Source organism: Burkholderia sp. BCC0397, assembly GCF_902832865.1.
GTDB lineage: Bacteria > Pseudomonadota > Gammaproteobacteria > Burkholderiales > Burkholderiaceae > Burkholderia.
Map to the genome: position 1 here is coordinate 271,945 of NZ_CADFDL010000001.1, position 14,857 is coordinate 286,801.

The following is a 14,857-nucleotide window of genomic DNA, read 5'->3' on the forward strand; positions in this document are numbered from 1 at the left end:
CGATCCGGCGCGCGCCCGGCGCCGAGTGTACCGGTTTCGCGGGCGCGCCGGCCCGGATTCCCCGAATGATCCCTGTTCGGCCGGCGCGCGTCCATGCGGGATTGCACAGAGCGGCCGGCCTGCGACGGCCCGCGCGCGGTCAGAACCGATGCCGGATGCCGACGGTTGCGACCACCTGCGTGCGGGTCGATGAAGCCGCGAGCCCCGTGACGTTCGCGAACCCGAGCGTCGCGCCCGACGGCACGCCGAACGCGTGCTGGTACACGGTTTCCGCATACACGTCGGTGCGCTTGCTCAGCGCGTAGTCGGCCATCAGCGTCACCTGGTGCCACTTGGGCCGGCGGCTGCCGGTTGCGTCGTCGTAGCGGCCGTCGGTGAACGTATAGGCGCCCGCGAACGAGACCGCCGGCGTCAGCGCATAGCGTGCGTTGACCTCGTAGTTGTCGAAGCGCAGCGCATTCAGTGCGCCGGGCAGCGACGACGCGGCCGTTTCGTCGAACATCGCATGCGTCCACAACGCGCCGATCGTCAGCCGGTCGAACGCATAGCTGCCGCCGGCGCCCATCACGCGCTGCCGGACGGCGGGGAAGTTCGGCGCGTCGTTCGTCGACAGCGCGCCGCCGGCCGTCAATCCGCCGCGGTTGAGTTGCAGGTACGCGGCGCCGACGCTGACCGGCCCGTTCGCATACGACACGCCCGCGCTGTAGGCGCGGTTGTTCGCGAAGCCGCCGGCCGCGTTGCCGAACCCGTACAGGCCGCCGAACTGCCAGCCGGCGAGCGTCGGGCTCGTGTATTTCACCGCGTTGTCGATGTAGAACGAATCGTCGACGTTGTCGTTGTCGAACGGATGCGACGCGAGGTTGTTGCCGTCGCCGTTGTTCGCCATCGCGAGCGGGCCGAGATAGTCGACCACGGCGTCGTACTGGCGGCCGAGCGTCAGCGTGCCGTATCGGTCGCTCTGCAGGCCGACGTATGCGCGGCGGCCGAACATCGTGTTTCGATAGGACTGCATGCCGTTGTTCAGGTTGAAGCCGCTTTCGAGTCGAAACAGCGCATGCAGGCCGCCGCCGAGATCCTCGTTGCCGCTCAGCCCGAAGACCGTATTCGACAGCAGGCCGCTGCCTTGCTGCCACGCGCTTTTGCCCGACTGGTTGTTCGTATAGGCGATACCGGCATCCAGCATCCCGTAGAGCGTGACGCTGCTTTGCGCATGCGCGACGGCGCCGAAGCATGCGAGCGAGAGGGTACCGACGACTGCTTTTTTCATTGCTTGTGTTTCCTGGAAAGGCCCGTTGCGACGGGAACGGCGATTCGTCGCGCGTGTCCGTGCGGAAACGCGTGTGCGAATCGATGAAAGGGGAGCGCGCGACGCGTGTCACGCGCGGCGGCGGCGAACGCCGGCTAGTGCAGGAGCAGGCGGATCGTGCCGAACTCGGCGGCCGGGAGTACGCGCAGGATCGACAGGATTGCGGGCGATGCCTGCGACCGCGCGACTTCTAGTTCGATGCACGCGCACCCGGTGCGGCTGTCGAGAGCGGCCGTGTAGAAGTTGAGCGCGGCGCCGACGGCCTGATGCAGCTGGCGCCGCACGAGCGCGAGATTGTCCGATTCGACGCGAATCGACAGCAGCACGAGTGCGTCCGTGGGGGAGCGGCGCCGCGAACGATCGGGCGGCAGATGGCGTGAAGCAGCGGAATCGGTTCTGGTCGGTTTCATGTGCTCATCCCCGGTCGCAGCGAGCTCCGCACCGCGGAGATCTTGTTCTGGACATGTCGCCCATTCTAGAAATCGCCATGGCGAGACGGTGTATAGACTCGCCACGCGTCTGCAAAGGATGCGTAAACGTGCCGGGCCGCGCTGGCGCTCAAGGGCAGGGCATGACGAGCCCGTGGCGGCAACACTGTCGTTGGATGAACGGCTGGCCGGCGTGGAAAAGCCGGCTCGGCCCGCGAAGTCTAGACAGCTGCCGAGCGCCGTCCGGCCGCCTTCGTACGCCGCTGGAAAGCCGTCAGTCAGCCTCGCGTAATCAGTAGTTAATTGAAAATTAAGGAAAATCCTGCCCACGGCCATAATCTGCCGACAATTAGAGATAAACACGGATTGCCGCCCACATCCTTGAAAAGGCAAAGTTGTATGTACAACTTGGAGCGCCGCTGGAACGGGCGATTTCCCGGTTGGAAGGGTTCACGGCGGGGCAACCCGACCGGAGCCCGCCCCAGTTCGCCTCTGACAGGAACGCCATGAAGAAACTCGCGCTCAGTATTGCCCTCGTCTTGCCGTTCGCGTGATGCGCCCGGCTTGATGAGCAGGCTGCATCACGTCGTGCGCAGAACTCGTTTGATGCGCGCTTAATGGCTCTTGACAATCCAGCCACATCGTTCTGGATCCCTTATATGATCTTCCAAGGATTTGGCCCGCTGCTGTGGGCCGGCACGGTCGAGACCGTGAAGCTCGCGGTGCTGTCGCTCGCCGCGTCGCTGATACTGGGCCTCGCGGGTGCGGCCGCGAAACTGTCGGCCAACCGCGCGCTGAAATCGGTCGGCACGTTCTATACGACGCTGATTCGCGCGGTGCCCGATCTCGTGCTGATGCTGCTGCTGTTCTACGGGATCCAGATCCTGCTGAACGAGTTGACCGACCTGATCGGCTGGGACCAGATCGACATCGACCCGTTCGTGGCCGGCGTCGTGACGCTCGGCTTCATCTACGGCGCGTACTTCACCGAGACGTTTCGCGGCGCGTTCCTCGCGGTGCCGCGCGGCCAGCTCGAAGCCGGCTTCGCATACGGGATGAGCGGCTGGCGCGTGTTTCACCGCATCCTGTTCCCGCAGATGATGCGCTTCGCGCTGCCGGGCATCGGCAACAACTGGCAGGTGCTCGTGAAGGCCACCGCGCTGGTGTCGATCATCGGCCTCGCCGACGTCGTGAAGGCGTCGCAGGACGCGGGCAAGAGCACGCTCGATTTCTTCTTCTTCACGCTGGCCGCGGGCGCGATCTACCTCGCGATCACGACGGTGTCCAACGTCGTGCTGCATCACCTCGAGAAGCGTTATTCCGTCGGCGTCCGGAGGCTCGCACTGTGATCGAACTCGTCGGCCAGTACTGGCAAAGCTATCTCTATTCCGACGGCTACCGCTTCAGCGGCCTCGCGATCACGCTGTGGCTGCTGGTCGTGTCGATCGCGCTCGGTTTCGCGCTCGCGGTGCCGCTCGCGATCGCGCGTGCGTCGTCGAACCGCTGGATCTCCGGCCCCGTGTGGCTCTATACGTACGTGTTCCGCGGCACGCCGCTCTACGTGCAACTGCTGATGTGCTACACGGGCATCTACAGCCTGCAGGCCGTGCACAACCACGTGCTGCTCGACACGTTCTTTCGCAACGCGATGAACTGCACGCTGCTCGCGTTCGTGCTGAACGAATGCGCGTATGCGACGGAGATCTTCGCGGGCGCGATCAAGGCGACGTCGGCCGGCGAGATCGAGGCCGGGATGGCCTACGGGATGTCGCGCTTCAAGCTCTATACGCGCATCATCCTGCCGTCCGCGCTGCGCCGCTCGCTGCCGAGCTACAGCAACGAAGTGATCCTGATGCTGCATGCGACGACGCTCGCGTTCACCGCGACCGTGCCCGACATCCTGAAGGTCACGCGCGACGTCAATTCGGCGACGTACATGTCGTTCCAGGCCTACGGCATCGCGGCCGTGCTGTACGCCGTCGTCGTGTTCGCGCTCATCTGGGCGTTCCGCAAGCTCGAGACGCGCTGGCTCGCGTATCTCTCGCCGCGCAGCCATTAACGCATTCGCAAGATCCGCAAGGAAGGACCCCGCATGTACAAGCTTACCGTTGACAACTTGCACAAGAAATTCGGCGACAACGAGGTGTTGAAGGGCGTGTCGATGAAGGCGAAGGCCGGCGACGTGATCAGCATCATCGGCTCGAGCGGCTCCGGCAAGAGCACGTTCCTGCGCTGCATCAACTTCCTCGAGCAACCGTGCTCGGGGCAGATCACGATCGGCAGCGAGCCGATCCAGACCACGCGCGATCGCAACGGCGCGCTGCGCGTGGCCGACCAGAAGCAGTTGCAGCGGATGCGCACGAAGTTGTCGATGGTGTTCCAGCACTTCAACCTGTGGGCGCACATGACGGTGCTCGAGAACGTGATCGAGGCGCCGATGGCCGTGCTCGGGATCGGCAAGGAAGAAGCCGTCGCGCGAGCACGCCAGTATCTGGAGAAAGTCGGGCTCGCACCGCGCGTCGAGGGCATGTATCCGTCGCACCTGTCGGGCGGCCAGCAGCAGCGCGTCGCAATCGCGCGCGCCCTCGCGATGGAGCCGGAAGTGATGCTGTTCGACGAGCCGACGTCGGCGCTCGATCCGGAACTCGTCGGCGAAGTGCTGAAGGTGATGCAGAAGCTCGCCGAGGAAGGCCGCACGATGGTCGTCGTTACGCACGAGATGGGCTTCGCGCGCAACGTGTCGAATCACGTGATCTTCCTGCATCAGGGGAAGATCGAGGAAGAGGGTGATCCGCAGCAGATTCTCGTGAATCCGAAGAGCGAGCGGCTCGGGCAGTTTCTGTCGGGGCGGTTGAAGTAAGCACGTGTGTGGGGGGCGACGCATCGCCCGTGAAGCCGCGAGCCGAACGCGTTCGCGAGCGCCTGCCCCTCGGCCGTGCTCCACGGGTGGCCGCGTCGGGGTAGAGCGTGCCCTGGAAGACGCTGCTGACCGGCGAGCGGCGCAAGCGGTTATGTGCACGATTTCGCGCCGCCGCAAACTGGAACGCTAAATGCTTGTCTCGCGTGATCCTTTCGATGAAGGAGCACCGCGATGAGCACGCCGACCCCCACCGCTTTTTCCCACGTGAAGCCGCAGGACACCGCCTATCAAGGCGAGGGCCTGCGCGACTTTTTCCTGTACCGCGATCTCGGCATCGCCGCCGCGACGAACGGCAAGGTCATCGCGCAACTCGTCAGGGCCAATCATGCACCGGTGGCGGGCACCGGCTGGCACCGTCACGAGGCCGAGTTCCATATCGTGATCATGCTGAAGGGCTGGGCGCGCTTCATGTACGGCGAACAGGAAACGCTGGTGGCGGCCGGGGACTGCGTGCACCAGGCGCCGGGAATCGTCCACTACCTGTTCGACTATTCGCCGGACATGGAGTACCTGGAGATCGTCGGGCCTGCCGACTTCAAATCGATCGACGTCGACGGGCCGTGCGCGGTGCCGCCGCCGACGCCGTGGGGGGAGGCCGGTGCATAGCTTGCCGGTTGGGTGTGCCTCTTTGACAAACCGCCTTCATCCAGGCGGTTTTTTATTGCTCCGCTGATATCCGCGACCTGCCTTCCGATTCGAAACATTATTTCGAATTCCCAACGGTCGCGAAGCTGAAGAACCGGAAAGAAAAGAAAGACATTCGTCAGCTTCGACCCGCAATTGGCGATGCGATGTCAAAGATCGTCAATTGCACGCCGGTGCGGTGCACGGCCTGTCGACGACCGGCGTTAAGGAGGTACCAGCTGGATCACCGGCTGACCTATCCGGGAGAGTTTCACCATGAACCGCATCGCGAAGATCCTGACGGCAACCGCACTGGCTTGCGCCGTGCTCGTGCCGGCACTGGCCGAAGCGCATTCGCACCGCGTGTGCCATTTCGATCATCACCACCACCGCGCATGCCGCTGGGTGCGGTAACCGTCGCTGTTCCCGGGGATGTCCCGGACGCTTTCATCATTCAGGCAAATCAGGAGAGGACCATGAAAAAGACAATGTTGATCGCCGCGCTGGTCGCCGGCATGGGTGTGTCGATCGGTGCGTTCGCGCAGGTTCCGGCCAGCGCGCCGGCCGGCACGACCGGGCTGTGCAAGGACGGTTCGTTCTACTCGGGCGCATCGAAGAAGGGTGCGTGTGCCGGCCACAAGGGCGTGAAGACGTGGTACGGCGCATCGGCCGCTGCCGCGGCGAGCGCACCGGCCGCGGCGCCGGCAATGGCGGCTTCCGCTGCGCCGGCATCGGGCACCGCCCCCGCGAAGAGCGCCGCCGCGACGACCGCGGCCGCCGCGCCGGGCGGCGGCGCGGGCAAGGTGTGGGCAAACGACTCCACGAAGGTCTATCACTGCTCGACCGACAAGTACTACGGCAAGACGAAGCACGGCAGCTACATGTCGGAAGCCGACGCGAAGACGAAGGGCTACCACGCGTCGCACGGCAAGGCTTGTTCGTAACGAGCAGGCCCGGCGCGCGAGTGGTTTCGCTCGCGCGTCGTCCGGATGCCGCAGCAACCGTCGCCCCGCCTCTCCGGCGGGGCGATTCGCTGTGTCGCCAATCGCGTTCAGTGCACGTGATCCGATTGCGCTTCAGTCGCCGCATCGATCCCGGACGCGCGCGCATCGAGCAGCGCGCGCAGCGTGACGTAGTGGGTGCCGCTCGTGTCGCCTTCGGCATCCGCGGTGCGATCGTACGGCTCGTTGTCGTGGATCGTCGCCCGCACGAGCGGATAGATCTGCGTTTCCCACCGGCTGCCGTTGAACACGCCGTAGTGCCCCACACCCGTTTGTACGTGGTGCGTCTTCAGGTACGGCGGTAACCCCGAACATAGTTCTTGCGCGGCCACCGTCTGGCCCACTGCGCAGATGTCGTCTTTCTCGCCTTCGACCGTCAACAGCGCGGTGCGATGAATCGCCGCCGGTTCGACGAGCCTGTCGCCGACCGTCAGCTCGCCGCATGCCAGCGCGTATTGCTGGAACACCTTCTCGACCGTTTCCAGATAGAACTCCGCGGTGAGGTCGGCCGTCGCGAAATATTCGTCGTAGAAGTGCCGCAACGTATCGGCTTTCGCGGGGTCGCCTTTCGCGCGTTCGTAGTACAGATCGGCGAACGACGCCGCATGCCGGTCCGGGTTCATCGACATGAATGCGCCGACCTGCACGAAGCCCGGATACACGCGCCGCTGCGCGCCGACGAAACCCGCCGGCACCACGCTGATCAGGTTGCGCGCGAACCATTCGATCGGCTGGCTCGTCGCGAGCGCGTTGACCTTCGTCGGATTCACGCGGCAGTCGATCGGGCCGGCCATTAGCGTCAGGCTCGCGGGCTGTGCCGGATCGCCGCCGGCCGCCATCAGTGCGACTGCCGATAGCGAGGCGACGGTCGGCTGGCAGATCGCGAGCACGTGCGCGTCCGGGCCGATGTGGCGGATGAAGTCGATCACGTGCGTGACGTATTCGTCGAAACCGAAACGCCCGGCCGCCAGCGGGATGTCGCGCGGGTTGTGCCAGTCGGTGATGTAGACGTCGTGATCGGCCAGCATCGTGCGCACCGTGCCGCGCAGCAGTGTCGCGAAGTGCCCGGACATCGGCGCGACGATCAGCACGCGCGGCTGGCGCGCAACCGGCCGGGCCTTGCGGAAATGCAGCAGCGTCGCGAACGGCGTGGCCGCGGTTGCTTCCTCGACGATCGGCACGGTTTCGCCGTCGACGACGACCGACGCGATCCCGAACGGCGGCCGCCGGTGCGAGAACGCGCAGCATTCGAGCAGTTCGCACAGCGCGTCGAGCATGCGGCCCGTCGGTGTCGACGTCGCCGGCGGCCACAGCGACATCGTTGCGCGGGTCGCGACTGCCCAGGCACGCGCCGGGCGCAGGCATTCCGCAGACCATTGATAAAACGGATAGGCAAGCAGGTTCATGACCGTCGCTCGTGATGCTGCATTGCAAGGAACGAGGCAAGCCGTATGCCAGCACGCGGCTGGCACGCGCGTTGCACATGGTTTGAGAGCGCGGCGACGCGCGTGGTACGTGATGACGGCTGGGCGAAGGCGATGCGTTGCCTTGCTGGCCGGGCGCGCGACACGTGCCGCGATGCCGTGCGCCGTTGCGCCAGTTCGGCGAACGGACCGCACAGGCGTGGTGCGCGCGGTCGTGCGGCGCGTCCGTTTACAGTGCAGGGGCACGAACGACATTCAGCAGGGGAGCGAAATGGAATCCACCGGACGGACGACGCTGACGATCAGCAGCCGCAATTACTCGTCATGGTCGATGCGCGGCTGGTTGCTCGCGAAGCTGAGCGGGCTCGCGTTCGAGACGATCAGCGTGCCGATCGATGCCGCTTCGCGCGCGGAGTTGCTGCTGCTGTCGCCGTCGATCCTCGTGCCGTGCCTGACGCACGACGGCAACGCGGTGTGGGACACGCTCGCGATCGCCGAATACCTGAACGAGATCCGCCCGCAGGCGCGGCTGCTGCCCGACGACCGGCATGCGCGCGCGCATTGCCGGTCGATCTGCGGCGAGATGCATTCCGGCTTCAGCGCATTGCGATCCGCGCTGCCGATGAACCTGCGCGGGCATTTCCCCGGTTTCCGGATCTGGTCGCGCGCGCAGCACGACATCCAGCGGATCGTGACGATCTGGCGCGAGTGCCTGATGGAGTACGGCGGCCCCTGGCTGTTTGGCGCCGAGATCGGCATCGCCGACGCGATGTATGCGCCGGTCGTCACGCGCTTCCTGACCTACGACGTGAAGCTCGAATCGGACGTCGCCGAGTACTGCATGCGCGTCCTCGCGCATCCGTTCGTCGCCGAGTGGATCGAGGCGGCGAAGGCCGAGCACGAAGACATCGACGAACTCGACATGGAGTTCTGACCTGACGCGCGATCGCGGCGGGCTTTCAATTTCACTACATGTGCCGTGGGCGAAACGAACGATCGATGCGCCCATGCAACCCGCAAACGTTTCACCTTGATTTCGGTTCAAAACGAGCACGAATGCCCTAAAGGGCGTTGCGCCCGATGACGTAAACAAGTCACGGGGACGACTCGTGATCGCATGCTTCAGACGTGCGACGCGCAGTCCGCAATAACCAGCGCAGCAGGGGGATCGACTTGTGAATCGTCAGCAATCGTGGACGCGTACCGCGGCGCCCGGGGAAATCATCTACTCGGAGGGCTTCGCGGGCGAGCCCGTCCTCTTCCTCATTACCGACGGCAAGGTCGAGCTGTCCACGCGCTGCGACGACAAGCGCGTGATCGTCGCGACGCTCGGCCGCGGCGAGTTCTTCGGCGAATCGGCGCTGCTCGCCGCCGAACCGCGCGCGCATACCGCGAAGGCGCTGTCGTTCTGTCAGCTCACGGTCGTGCCGGCCGGCGTGCTCGATGAGGAAATCGAGCGCGTGTCCGCGCTGCTGCGTCATATCGTGCGAACGATGATCCGGCGCGTGAAGCGCAAGGACGACCAACTGGCGACCTATACGCATGCGGATTTCATGCCGGGTGTGCTGTCGTATGCGCACGTGCTGTCGCTGATGGCCGGCGCCGACGCGCGCGAATCGGGCGACACGTGGGCGCGCCGAGCGATGCAGGCGCATGCGGCCGAAACTTCCGTGCCGCTCGCCGACGTGATCCGCAAATGCCGCGCGATTGCCGGCCATTCGCGGCCGCACGTGCTCGCGATGCTGCGGCGCATGGAGAAGCTCAACCTCGTCACGATCGAAGCCGCGCAGGGCGATGGTGCCGGCGGCACGACCGACTACGCGGCATCGTCGGATGCGCGCCAGGTCGTCACGTTCGACGCCGCACGCGTGATCGACCGGGCGCAACAGGTTGCCGATCACGATCTCGACCTGTCGATCAACAGCGAACTCGAACTCATCGAACTGGCCGATCTCGAATCGCTGATCGGCGTCGACAAGACGCTGTTGCTGAGCAAGCTGTCGAACGGCGAGATCGCGGAAGAAGTGTTCGCGTTCCGCAAATCGAAGGTGCTCAACTACGTCGAACAAAAGGGCGTTGCGTACTTCTCGCGCCGCAACGCGCGTCGCGGCGGCGACGTGCGCGCACTCGAGGATCTCGTATGGATCGACCAGCGCACGCTGTTCGACGTGATCAGCGCGTTCGATACCTACGACCTCGCGAAGCTGATCGCGAACCTCGACGATCGCGCGGTGGCCGACAAGCTGTTTTCCGTGATGACCGAGGCGCGACGCAACGAGGTGTCGTGGGTGATGCGCCGCGAACTCAAGCTCGACCCGGTCGAGATCGAGGACATCGAACAGCGCGTGCTGGAGGCCGTACGCGTGGCGAAGGCGCCTGCGGCGGGTGCGATGTCCGTCGCATCGACTTCATCGTCGAATGCGTGATACGGAGGCGCGTATGGATCTGTTGACTCTGGTCGGTGTGGTGCTGGGCGGCGCGGCGATCGTGTTCGGGTTCGCGCTGGAAGGTGGGCATTTCTCGATGCTGTTTCAGCTCGAGGCGCTCGTGATCGTGCTCGGCGGCACGCTCGGCGCGGTGATGATCCAGAACACGTGGGCACGCTTCTTCGACGCGGTGAAGCAGTTGCGGCTCGCGTTCGTGCGGGCGCGCGAAGTCGATCGCAAGAACCTGTCCGACCTGCTCGAATGGGGCGACCGCGCGAAGCTCGACGGGCTGCTCGCGTTCGAATCGATGGACGTGAGCGGCATTCATCCGTTCGCGCGACGCGGGCTCGAACTGCTGGCGAACGGCGTGTCGACCGCCGTGCTCGAAGATGCGTTGCAGCGCGAACTCGACGCGTACGAACGCAGCCGACTCGCCGCCGTGCGCGTGTGGCAGCAGGCCGGCGGTTATGCGCCGACCTTCGGCATTCTCGGTTCGGTGCTCGGGCTCGTGCAGGTGACGAGCCATATTCTGGAGCCGGCGCAACTCGGGCCGGGCATCGCGGTTGCGTTCATCGCGACGCTGTACGGGCTCGCGTTTGCGAACCTCGTGTTCCTGCCGCTGTACGGCAAGCTGCGCGCGCAGATCGACAGCGAGATGCGGTTCCGCAAGCTGTATCTCGACGGCTTGCTCGCGATTTCGCGCAAGGAGTCGCCGCATACGATCGAGACGCGGTTGACCGGCGATGTGCGCGGGCGGGCGGCGGAATCGCTGGCGTGATGGTCGTGCGCTTGTGCCGGTGCCCGTACCTGTACCGTATGACGAACCCGGATTCCCGACAGCATGACTGCTCGAACTGACGGCGCATCCGCTGCCGATCGCGACGATGACGAACTCGAAGGCGCGCAGTCCGGGCGCTGGCTGATTTCGTACGCGGATCTCATCACGACGCTGATGGTGCTGTTTCTCGCGCTGTATGTGCTTCAGCTCGCGAAATACAACGCGCTCGATGCGCGGTATCAGACGCTTGCGCGGCAGGCTGGTGGCGTGCCGAGTGCTGCCGATGTTGCTACGCCCGTTCATGCGCCGCCGTGGCTCGCGTTGCTCGATTCGTTGAAGTCGAATGGCCGCATTTCGCTGGTGAAGTCGCCGCACGGCGTCGAGATCGGCATCGACGCGAAGATTCTGTTCAATGTCGGCGATGCGCGTTTGCTGCCCGATTCGTCGCCGGTGCTGAACCAGATTGCGCAGGCATTGAGCGAGCATGCAACCGGTGACATCCTCGTCGAAGGCCACACGGACAGCATGCCGATCGCGAACGCGAAATACGAATCGAACTGGGAGCTTTCGTCGGCGCGCGCGGGGAGTGTGGTGCGCTACCTGACCGAGCGCGGTGTCGCGCCGCATCGGCTGGCGGCGATCGGGCGGGCGGATACGCAGCCGCTTGTCGCGGGGGACGATGCTGCATCAAGGGCGCGAAATCGGCGGGTGACGATCTTCGTTGCGTATTAATTGGATTGCTCGCGCTCACCCAAGATCTGAACCTGAGGGAATGTATAGATGTCGACCGAGAATAATGCCGGGGCCGCTGCCAATCGCGAGGACAAGCGAAACCCTCGCGGTGTTGTCAGGCTGTTGGTGCGTGTGCTGACAGCTGATTTGTCGCTTAGAAACCTAATCATCGAGACGATTGTGCTGTCCTTGGCGATTGCATTAGCCTGCCATTACTGGCTGGGGCCGTGGATGGCCACACATAGTGATTACGCATGGTTGAGCCAGTGGCGCTGGATGCCGTTGCCGGTGGCATTGGGGTATCTGGCGTTGATTGGGGTCATACGGCATCGGTCGCTGATGGCGGCGCATGCGGCATTTCGCGAGTTGCCGAAGGGCGCGCCGGACGAGAAGAAAAGTCAGCTCAAGAACCGGGTCGAGAGAAAGCGCAGTCTGTACAAGATGATCGGTGAAGTATTCGCTGCGATGTCGGTACTCAGCGCAGCATTTTCGCTGATGGCCTCCTATACGTCGTTCGACGCGCGATTTCTGCGACCCGGCCACGCTGCGATTGCAGCGGATCTGGCACGGATCCGCGTGTTGACTGAGCGGACGTGCCGCATGGGTGTGACGGCGGACATATGCACGACTCCACCTTCCGTGAGCCAGATGATTGAAATCATCGAGCAGGAAACCGATCCGATTGACCGGCGGGCTGCGGTAATGGAGATGCTGGAGCGTGTTCGTCCGTTGCTGGCCACGATTCAGGACGTCGGGCATGACGAGCTGGCGCGTCTGCTCGAGAAGATCGATGCTGAAATCCCAGACGAGGCGGGGTTCTCGTTACTTCAGATGGCTATTGCATCGTTTCTGGTTCTGACGGTGACCATTGCGGTTGGTTTCAAGCTTGCTGTTGCCGTGTATGAGTACCGGCTGACGTTTTTGACCACTGACGACGGTGCAAAGCAAACCGTCACGTCCGATGTTTTACGGTGTACGAATGTGCCGCGGGTTGCCGAATCCCAGGAATCGTCAAAATAAACAGCCCGAATGTCGCTGGGGCTGACATATATCGAATCTCGCATGACGAACATCTGAAATCAGCGATGCGGTTCTGCGCGTGCATGCCGATAACCCAATCTGGCTCAGACCGAGCGGTTATCGAGGGTTCCCCATGCATTTCTGGCGCAAGCTTTCCATTCAGAACAAGCTGATTCTCAGCATGACGAGTTGCCTGCTCGTGTTCGTCGCGATTTCGAGCGGGCTCAGCATCCGTCTGATCGGCAATGCGGTGCGGGAGCGCGTCGTCCGCGAAGAGCTGCCGACCGCCGTGAACGGCATCCGCGCCGACGTGCAGCGCCAGATGGCCGGCCCGATCGCCGCGTCGCGCATTCTGGCGCGCGATGCGTTCCTGCTGCAATGGGAAGCCGACGGCGAACCCGATGCCGGCACGCGCAACTGGATTCAGCTTGCGAAGAACGTGAAGGACGAGCAGAAGGCCGCGTCCGTGCAGTGGGTGTCGGTGAAGAGCGGCAACTACTACAACGAAGCCGGCCTGCAGCGGAAGGTAACCGACAAGGATCAGTGGCTGACCAGCTTCCTGTCGTCCGGCAAGGCGTTCGACGTGAACATGGATCGCGAGGTGACCGTCGGCGGCTACATGATGTTCATCAACAGCCGCGTGGAACTCGACGGCGTGCCGATCGGCGCGGCGAGCATGAGCCTGTCCGTCGATGCGCTCGCGAAGGGCATCTCGGCTTACCGGATCGGTGAGAGCGGGTTCGCGTATCTCGTGCGCCCCGACGGCGCGATCATGATGCATCGCGATACGTCGCTGATCGACGGCAAGCATTTCCTGAAGGATGAACCGGGCCTGCCGGGCGATGCGTCGTCGACGCTGCTCGCCGGCAAGCCGTATGCGTACCTGAGCTACGAAGGTGATGGCGGCGCGCGCTTCATCGCGACGTCGTTCATTCCGGAGCTGAATGCGTATGTGGTCGTCCAGGTGCCGCAGGCCGAACTGCTCGGGCCGGTGACGCGCGCGATCCGCAGCGCGGCGCTCGTCGCGGCGGTGGTGGGGCTTGGGGTTGCGCTGTTCGTGATCTGGCTGGTGGGCCGCGCGATTGCCGCGCCGATTCGGCGTGCGGCGACGCTGCTGTCGGAGATCGCCAGCGGCCATGGCGATTTGACGCGCCGCATGACGGTCGAGAGCGAGGACGAGATCGGGCAGTTGTCGGATGCGTTCAACCGGTTCGTGTCGTCGCTGTCGACGCTGGTTCATCGGATTCGTGCGGCTTCGGCGTCGATCGCGACCGGGTCGGCGCAGATTGCTTCGGGGAATGCGGATCTCAGCGAGCGCACCGAAGGGCAGTCGAGCAACCTGGAGCGAACGGCTTCGTCGATGGAAGAGATCACGGCCGTGGTGCGCAACAACACCGAGACGGCGACGACGGCCGCGAAGATGATCAACGGCGCGGCGGATACGGCGGCACGTGGCGGGCAGGTGGTGGGGGAGGTCGTGACGACGATGGAGCAGATCAGTAACGCTTCGCAACGGATCTCCGAGATCATCGTGATGATCGACAGTATTTCGTTTCAGACGAATATTCTGGCGCTGAATGCTGCGGTGGAGGCGGCGCGGGCGGGGGAGCAGGGGCGCGGGTTTGCCGTTGTCGCTTCGGAGGTGCGGAACCTGGCGCAGCGTAGTGCGCAGGCGGCGAAGGAGATTAAATCGCTGATCGAGCACAGCGCGGGGACGGTGGGTGCCGGGTCGCGGCTCGTTAGTGAGGCGGGGAAGGTGATGAGTGATGTTGTCTCGCAGGTTCAGGGCGTTAGCGCGATGATGAGCGAAATTGCCGAGGCTAGCCTGGAGCAGAGTGCCGGGATCGATCAGATCGGGGATGCGGTGCAGTCGCTCGATCAGATGACGCAGCAGAATGCGGCTTTGGTCGAGGAAAGCGCGGCTGCGGCGGAGAGTTTGAAGCAGCAGGCGGCGGAATTGACCAAGCTGGTTTCGGCTTTTAAGGTGGATGAGTAGAGGCTGATTTTTGATTTGGAATTCGGGGTGTTTCTGAGGGCGGCTGCCGTGGGGTTACGGTAGCCGCTTTTGCTTATTGGCGCCGGATTTGGCGGGGTTTATAGAAATGAAACGCATTTCCAGATTGAATGGCTTGGGGCGGCGGTGCTTGTCGCCGTCATTGCTGCGGTGAGGGCGAAGGTTGTTGGGGCGACGGGTTGAA

At 64.1% G+C, this 14,857-nt stretch carries 15 protein-coding genes; 12 read left to right on the top strand and 3 right to left on the bottom strand.

Going from position 1 to position 14,857, the window contains the following annotated elements:
* Window positions 1-139 precede the first annotated feature (139 nt).
* Window positions 140-1,267 carry a porin gene (locus HWX03_RS01300; protein ID WP_175869976.1) on the bottom strand — a complete coding sequence of 376 codons (1,128 nt, stop codon included), beginning with the start codon at window positions 1,265-1,267 and terminating at the stop codon, window positions 140-142.
* Window positions 1,268-1,401: 134 nt separating this feature from the next.
* Window positions 1,402-1,716 carry a hypothetical protein gene (locus tag HWX03_RS01305; RefSeq protein ID WP_244132557.1) on the bottom strand — a complete coding sequence of 105 codons (315 nt, stop codon included), beginning with the start codon at window positions 1,714-1,716 and terminating at the stop codon, window positions 1,402-1,404.
* A gap of 677 nt (window positions 1,717-2,393) precedes the next feature.
* Here HWX03_RS01305 and HWX03_RS01310 point away from each other — a divergent pair.
* The 6 genes from HWX03_RS01310 to HWX03_RS01335 all read left to right on the top strand — a co-directional run bounded on the left by HWX03_RS01310 (window position 2,394) and on the right by HWX03_RS01335 (window position 6,222).
* Complete coding sequence (locus HWX03_RS01310) at window positions 2,394-3,083, top strand: ABC transporter permease (protein WP_174434411.1); 690 nt, start codon at window positions 2,394-2,396, stop codon at window positions 3,081-3,083.
* On the top strand, window positions 3,080-3,793 hold the full coding sequence (locus HWX03_RS01315) for an ABC transporter permease (protein WP_175869977.1): 714 nt from the start codon (window positions 3,080-3,082) through the stop codon (window positions 3,791-3,793). Before HWX03_RS01310 ends, HWX03_RS01315 begins: the two co-directional genes overlap by 4 nt.
* 33 nt (window positions 3,794-3,826) lie before the next feature.
* On the top strand, window positions 3,827-4,594 hold the full coding sequence (locus tag HWX03_RS01320; RefSeq protein WP_175869978.1) for an ATP-binding cassette domain-containing protein: 768 nt from the start codon (window positions 3,827-3,829) through the stop codon (window positions 4,592-4,594).
* Window positions 4,595-4,825: 231 nt separating this feature from the next.
* Window positions 4,826-5,260, top strand: a complete 435-nt coding sequence (locus HWX03_RS01325) for a cupin domain-containing protein (protein WP_175819048.1) — start codon at window positions 4,826-4,828, stop codon at window positions 5,258-5,260.
* A 294-nt stretch (window positions 5,261-5,554) separates the two neighbouring features.
* Complete coding sequence (locus tag HWX03_RS01330; protein ID WP_174385987.1) at window positions 5,555-5,692, top strand: HHHH-motif protein; 138 nt, start codon at window positions 5,555-5,557, stop codon at window positions 5,690-5,692.
* A 62-nt stretch (window positions 5,693-5,754) separates the two neighbouring features.
* Window positions 5,755-6,222 (top strand): hypothetical protein, encoded by a 468-nt coding sequence (locus HWX03_RS01335; RefSeq protein ID WP_174385988.1) that lies wholly within the window; start codon window positions 5,755-5,757, stop codon window positions 6,220-6,222.
* 107 nt (window positions 6,223-6,329) lie between these two features.
* Here the strand turns inward: HWX03_RS01335 and phaZ are convergent, their stop codons facing one another.
* Window positions 6,330-7,685: a polyhydroxyalkanoate depolymerase gene (gene phaZ / locus HWX03_RS01340; protein WP_175869979.1), complete on the bottom strand. Its 1,356-nt coding sequence runs from the start codon at window positions 7,683-7,685 to the stop codon at window positions 6,330-6,332.
* A 289-nt stretch (window positions 7,686-7,974) separates the two neighbouring features.
* On the opposite strand from phaZ, the gene HWX03_RS01345 reads away from it, so the two are divergent.
* From HWX03_RS01345 to HWX03_RS01370, 6 genes are all read left to right on the top strand, one after another.
* A complete protein-coding gene (locus tag HWX03_RS01345; RefSeq protein WP_174434416.1) occupies window positions 7,975-8,637 on the top strand; it encodes a glutathione S-transferase family protein in 663 nt (220 codons plus the stop codon).
* Window positions 8,638-8,878: 241 nt separating this feature from the next.
* Window positions 8,879-10,129, top strand: coding sequence for a cyclic nucleotide-binding domain-containing protein (locus HWX03_RS01350; protein WP_175869980.1), 1,251 nt, complete (start codon window positions 8,879-8,881; stop codon window positions 10,127-10,129).
* Between the two features lie 13 nt (window positions 10,130-10,142).
* Window positions 10,143-10,907, top strand: coding sequence for a flagellar motor protein (locus HWX03_RS01355; RefSeq protein ID WP_175819051.1), 765 nt, complete (start codon window positions 10,143-10,145; stop codon window positions 10,905-10,907).
* 63 nt (window positions 10,908-10,970) lie between these two features.
* Window positions 10,971-11,639, top strand: a complete 669-nt coding sequence (locus HWX03_RS01360; protein WP_175869981.1) for an OmpA family protein — start codon at window positions 10,971-10,973, stop codon at window positions 11,637-11,639.
* A gap of 48 nt (window positions 11,640-11,687) precedes the next feature.
* Window positions 11,688-12,659 (top strand): hypothetical protein, encoded by a 972-nt coding sequence (locus tag HWX03_RS01365; protein ID WP_175869982.1) that lies wholly within the window; start codon window positions 11,688-11,690, stop codon window positions 12,657-12,659.
* Window positions 12,660-12,792: 133 nt separating this feature from the next.
* Window positions 12,793-14,655: a methyl-accepting chemotaxis protein gene (locus HWX03_RS01370; protein WP_175870494.1), complete on the top strand. Its 1,863-nt coding sequence runs from the start codon at window positions 12,793-12,795 to the stop codon at window positions 14,653-14,655.
* Window positions 14,656-14,857: the final 202 nt, after the last annotated feature.

What these genes read in the sequence shown, in the direction of transcription:
- HWX03_RS01355 (WP_175819051.1), top strand. Translation starts at nt 10,143, where the DNA reads ATGGATCTGTTGACTCTGGTCGGTGTGGTGCTGGGCGGCGCGGCGATC.
- HWX03_RS01300 (WP_175869976.1), bottom strand. Translation starts at nt 1,267, where the DNA reads ATGAAAAAAGCAGTCGTCGGTACCCTCTCGCTCGCATGCTTCGGCGCC.
- HWX03_RS01335 (WP_174385988.1), top strand. Translation starts at nt 5,755, where the DNA reads ATGAAAAAGACAATGTTGATCGCCGCGCTGGTCGCCGGCATGGGTGTG.
- HWX03_RS01330 (WP_174385987.1), top strand. Translation starts at nt 5,555, where the DNA reads ATGAACCGCATCGCGAAGATCCTGACGGCAACCGCACTGGCTTGCGCC.
- HWX03_RS01370 (WP_175870494.1), top strand. Translation starts at nt 12,793, where the DNA reads ATGCATTTCTGGCGCAAGCTTTCCATTCAGAACAAGCTGATTCTCAGC.
- HWX03_RS01360 (WP_175869981.1), top strand. Translation starts at nt 10,971, where the DNA reads ATGACTGCTCGAACTGACGGCGCATCCGCTGCCGATCGCGACGATGAC.
- HWX03_RS01305 (WP_244132557.1), bottom strand. Translation starts at nt 1,716, where the DNA reads ATGAAACCGACCAGAACCGATTCCGCTGCTTCACGCCATCTGCCGCCC.
- HWX03_RS01365 (WP_175869982.1), top strand. Translation starts at nt 11,688, where the DNA reads ATGTCGACCGAGAATAATGCCGGGGCCGCTGCCAATCGCGAGGACAAG.
- HWX03_RS01325 (WP_175819048.1), top strand. Translation starts at nt 4,826, where the DNA reads ATGAGCACGCCGACCCCCACCGCTTTTTCCCACGTGAAGCCGCAGGAC.
- phaZ (WP_175869979.1), bottom strand. Translation starts at nt 7,685, where the DNA reads ATGAACCTGCTTGCCTATCCGTTTTATCAATGGTCTGCGGAATGCCTG.
- HWX03_RS01345 (WP_174434416.1), top strand. Translation starts at nt 7,975, where the DNA reads ATGGAATCCACCGGACGGACGACGCTGACGATCAGCAGCCGCAATTAC.
- HWX03_RS01310 (WP_174434411.1), top strand. Translation starts at nt 2,394, where the DNA reads ATGATCTTCCAAGGATTTGGCCCGCTGCTGTGGGCCGGCACGGTCGAG.
- HWX03_RS01320 (WP_175869978.1), top strand. Translation starts at nt 3,827, where the DNA reads ATGTACAAGCTTACCGTTGACAACTTGCACAAGAAATTCGGCGACAAC.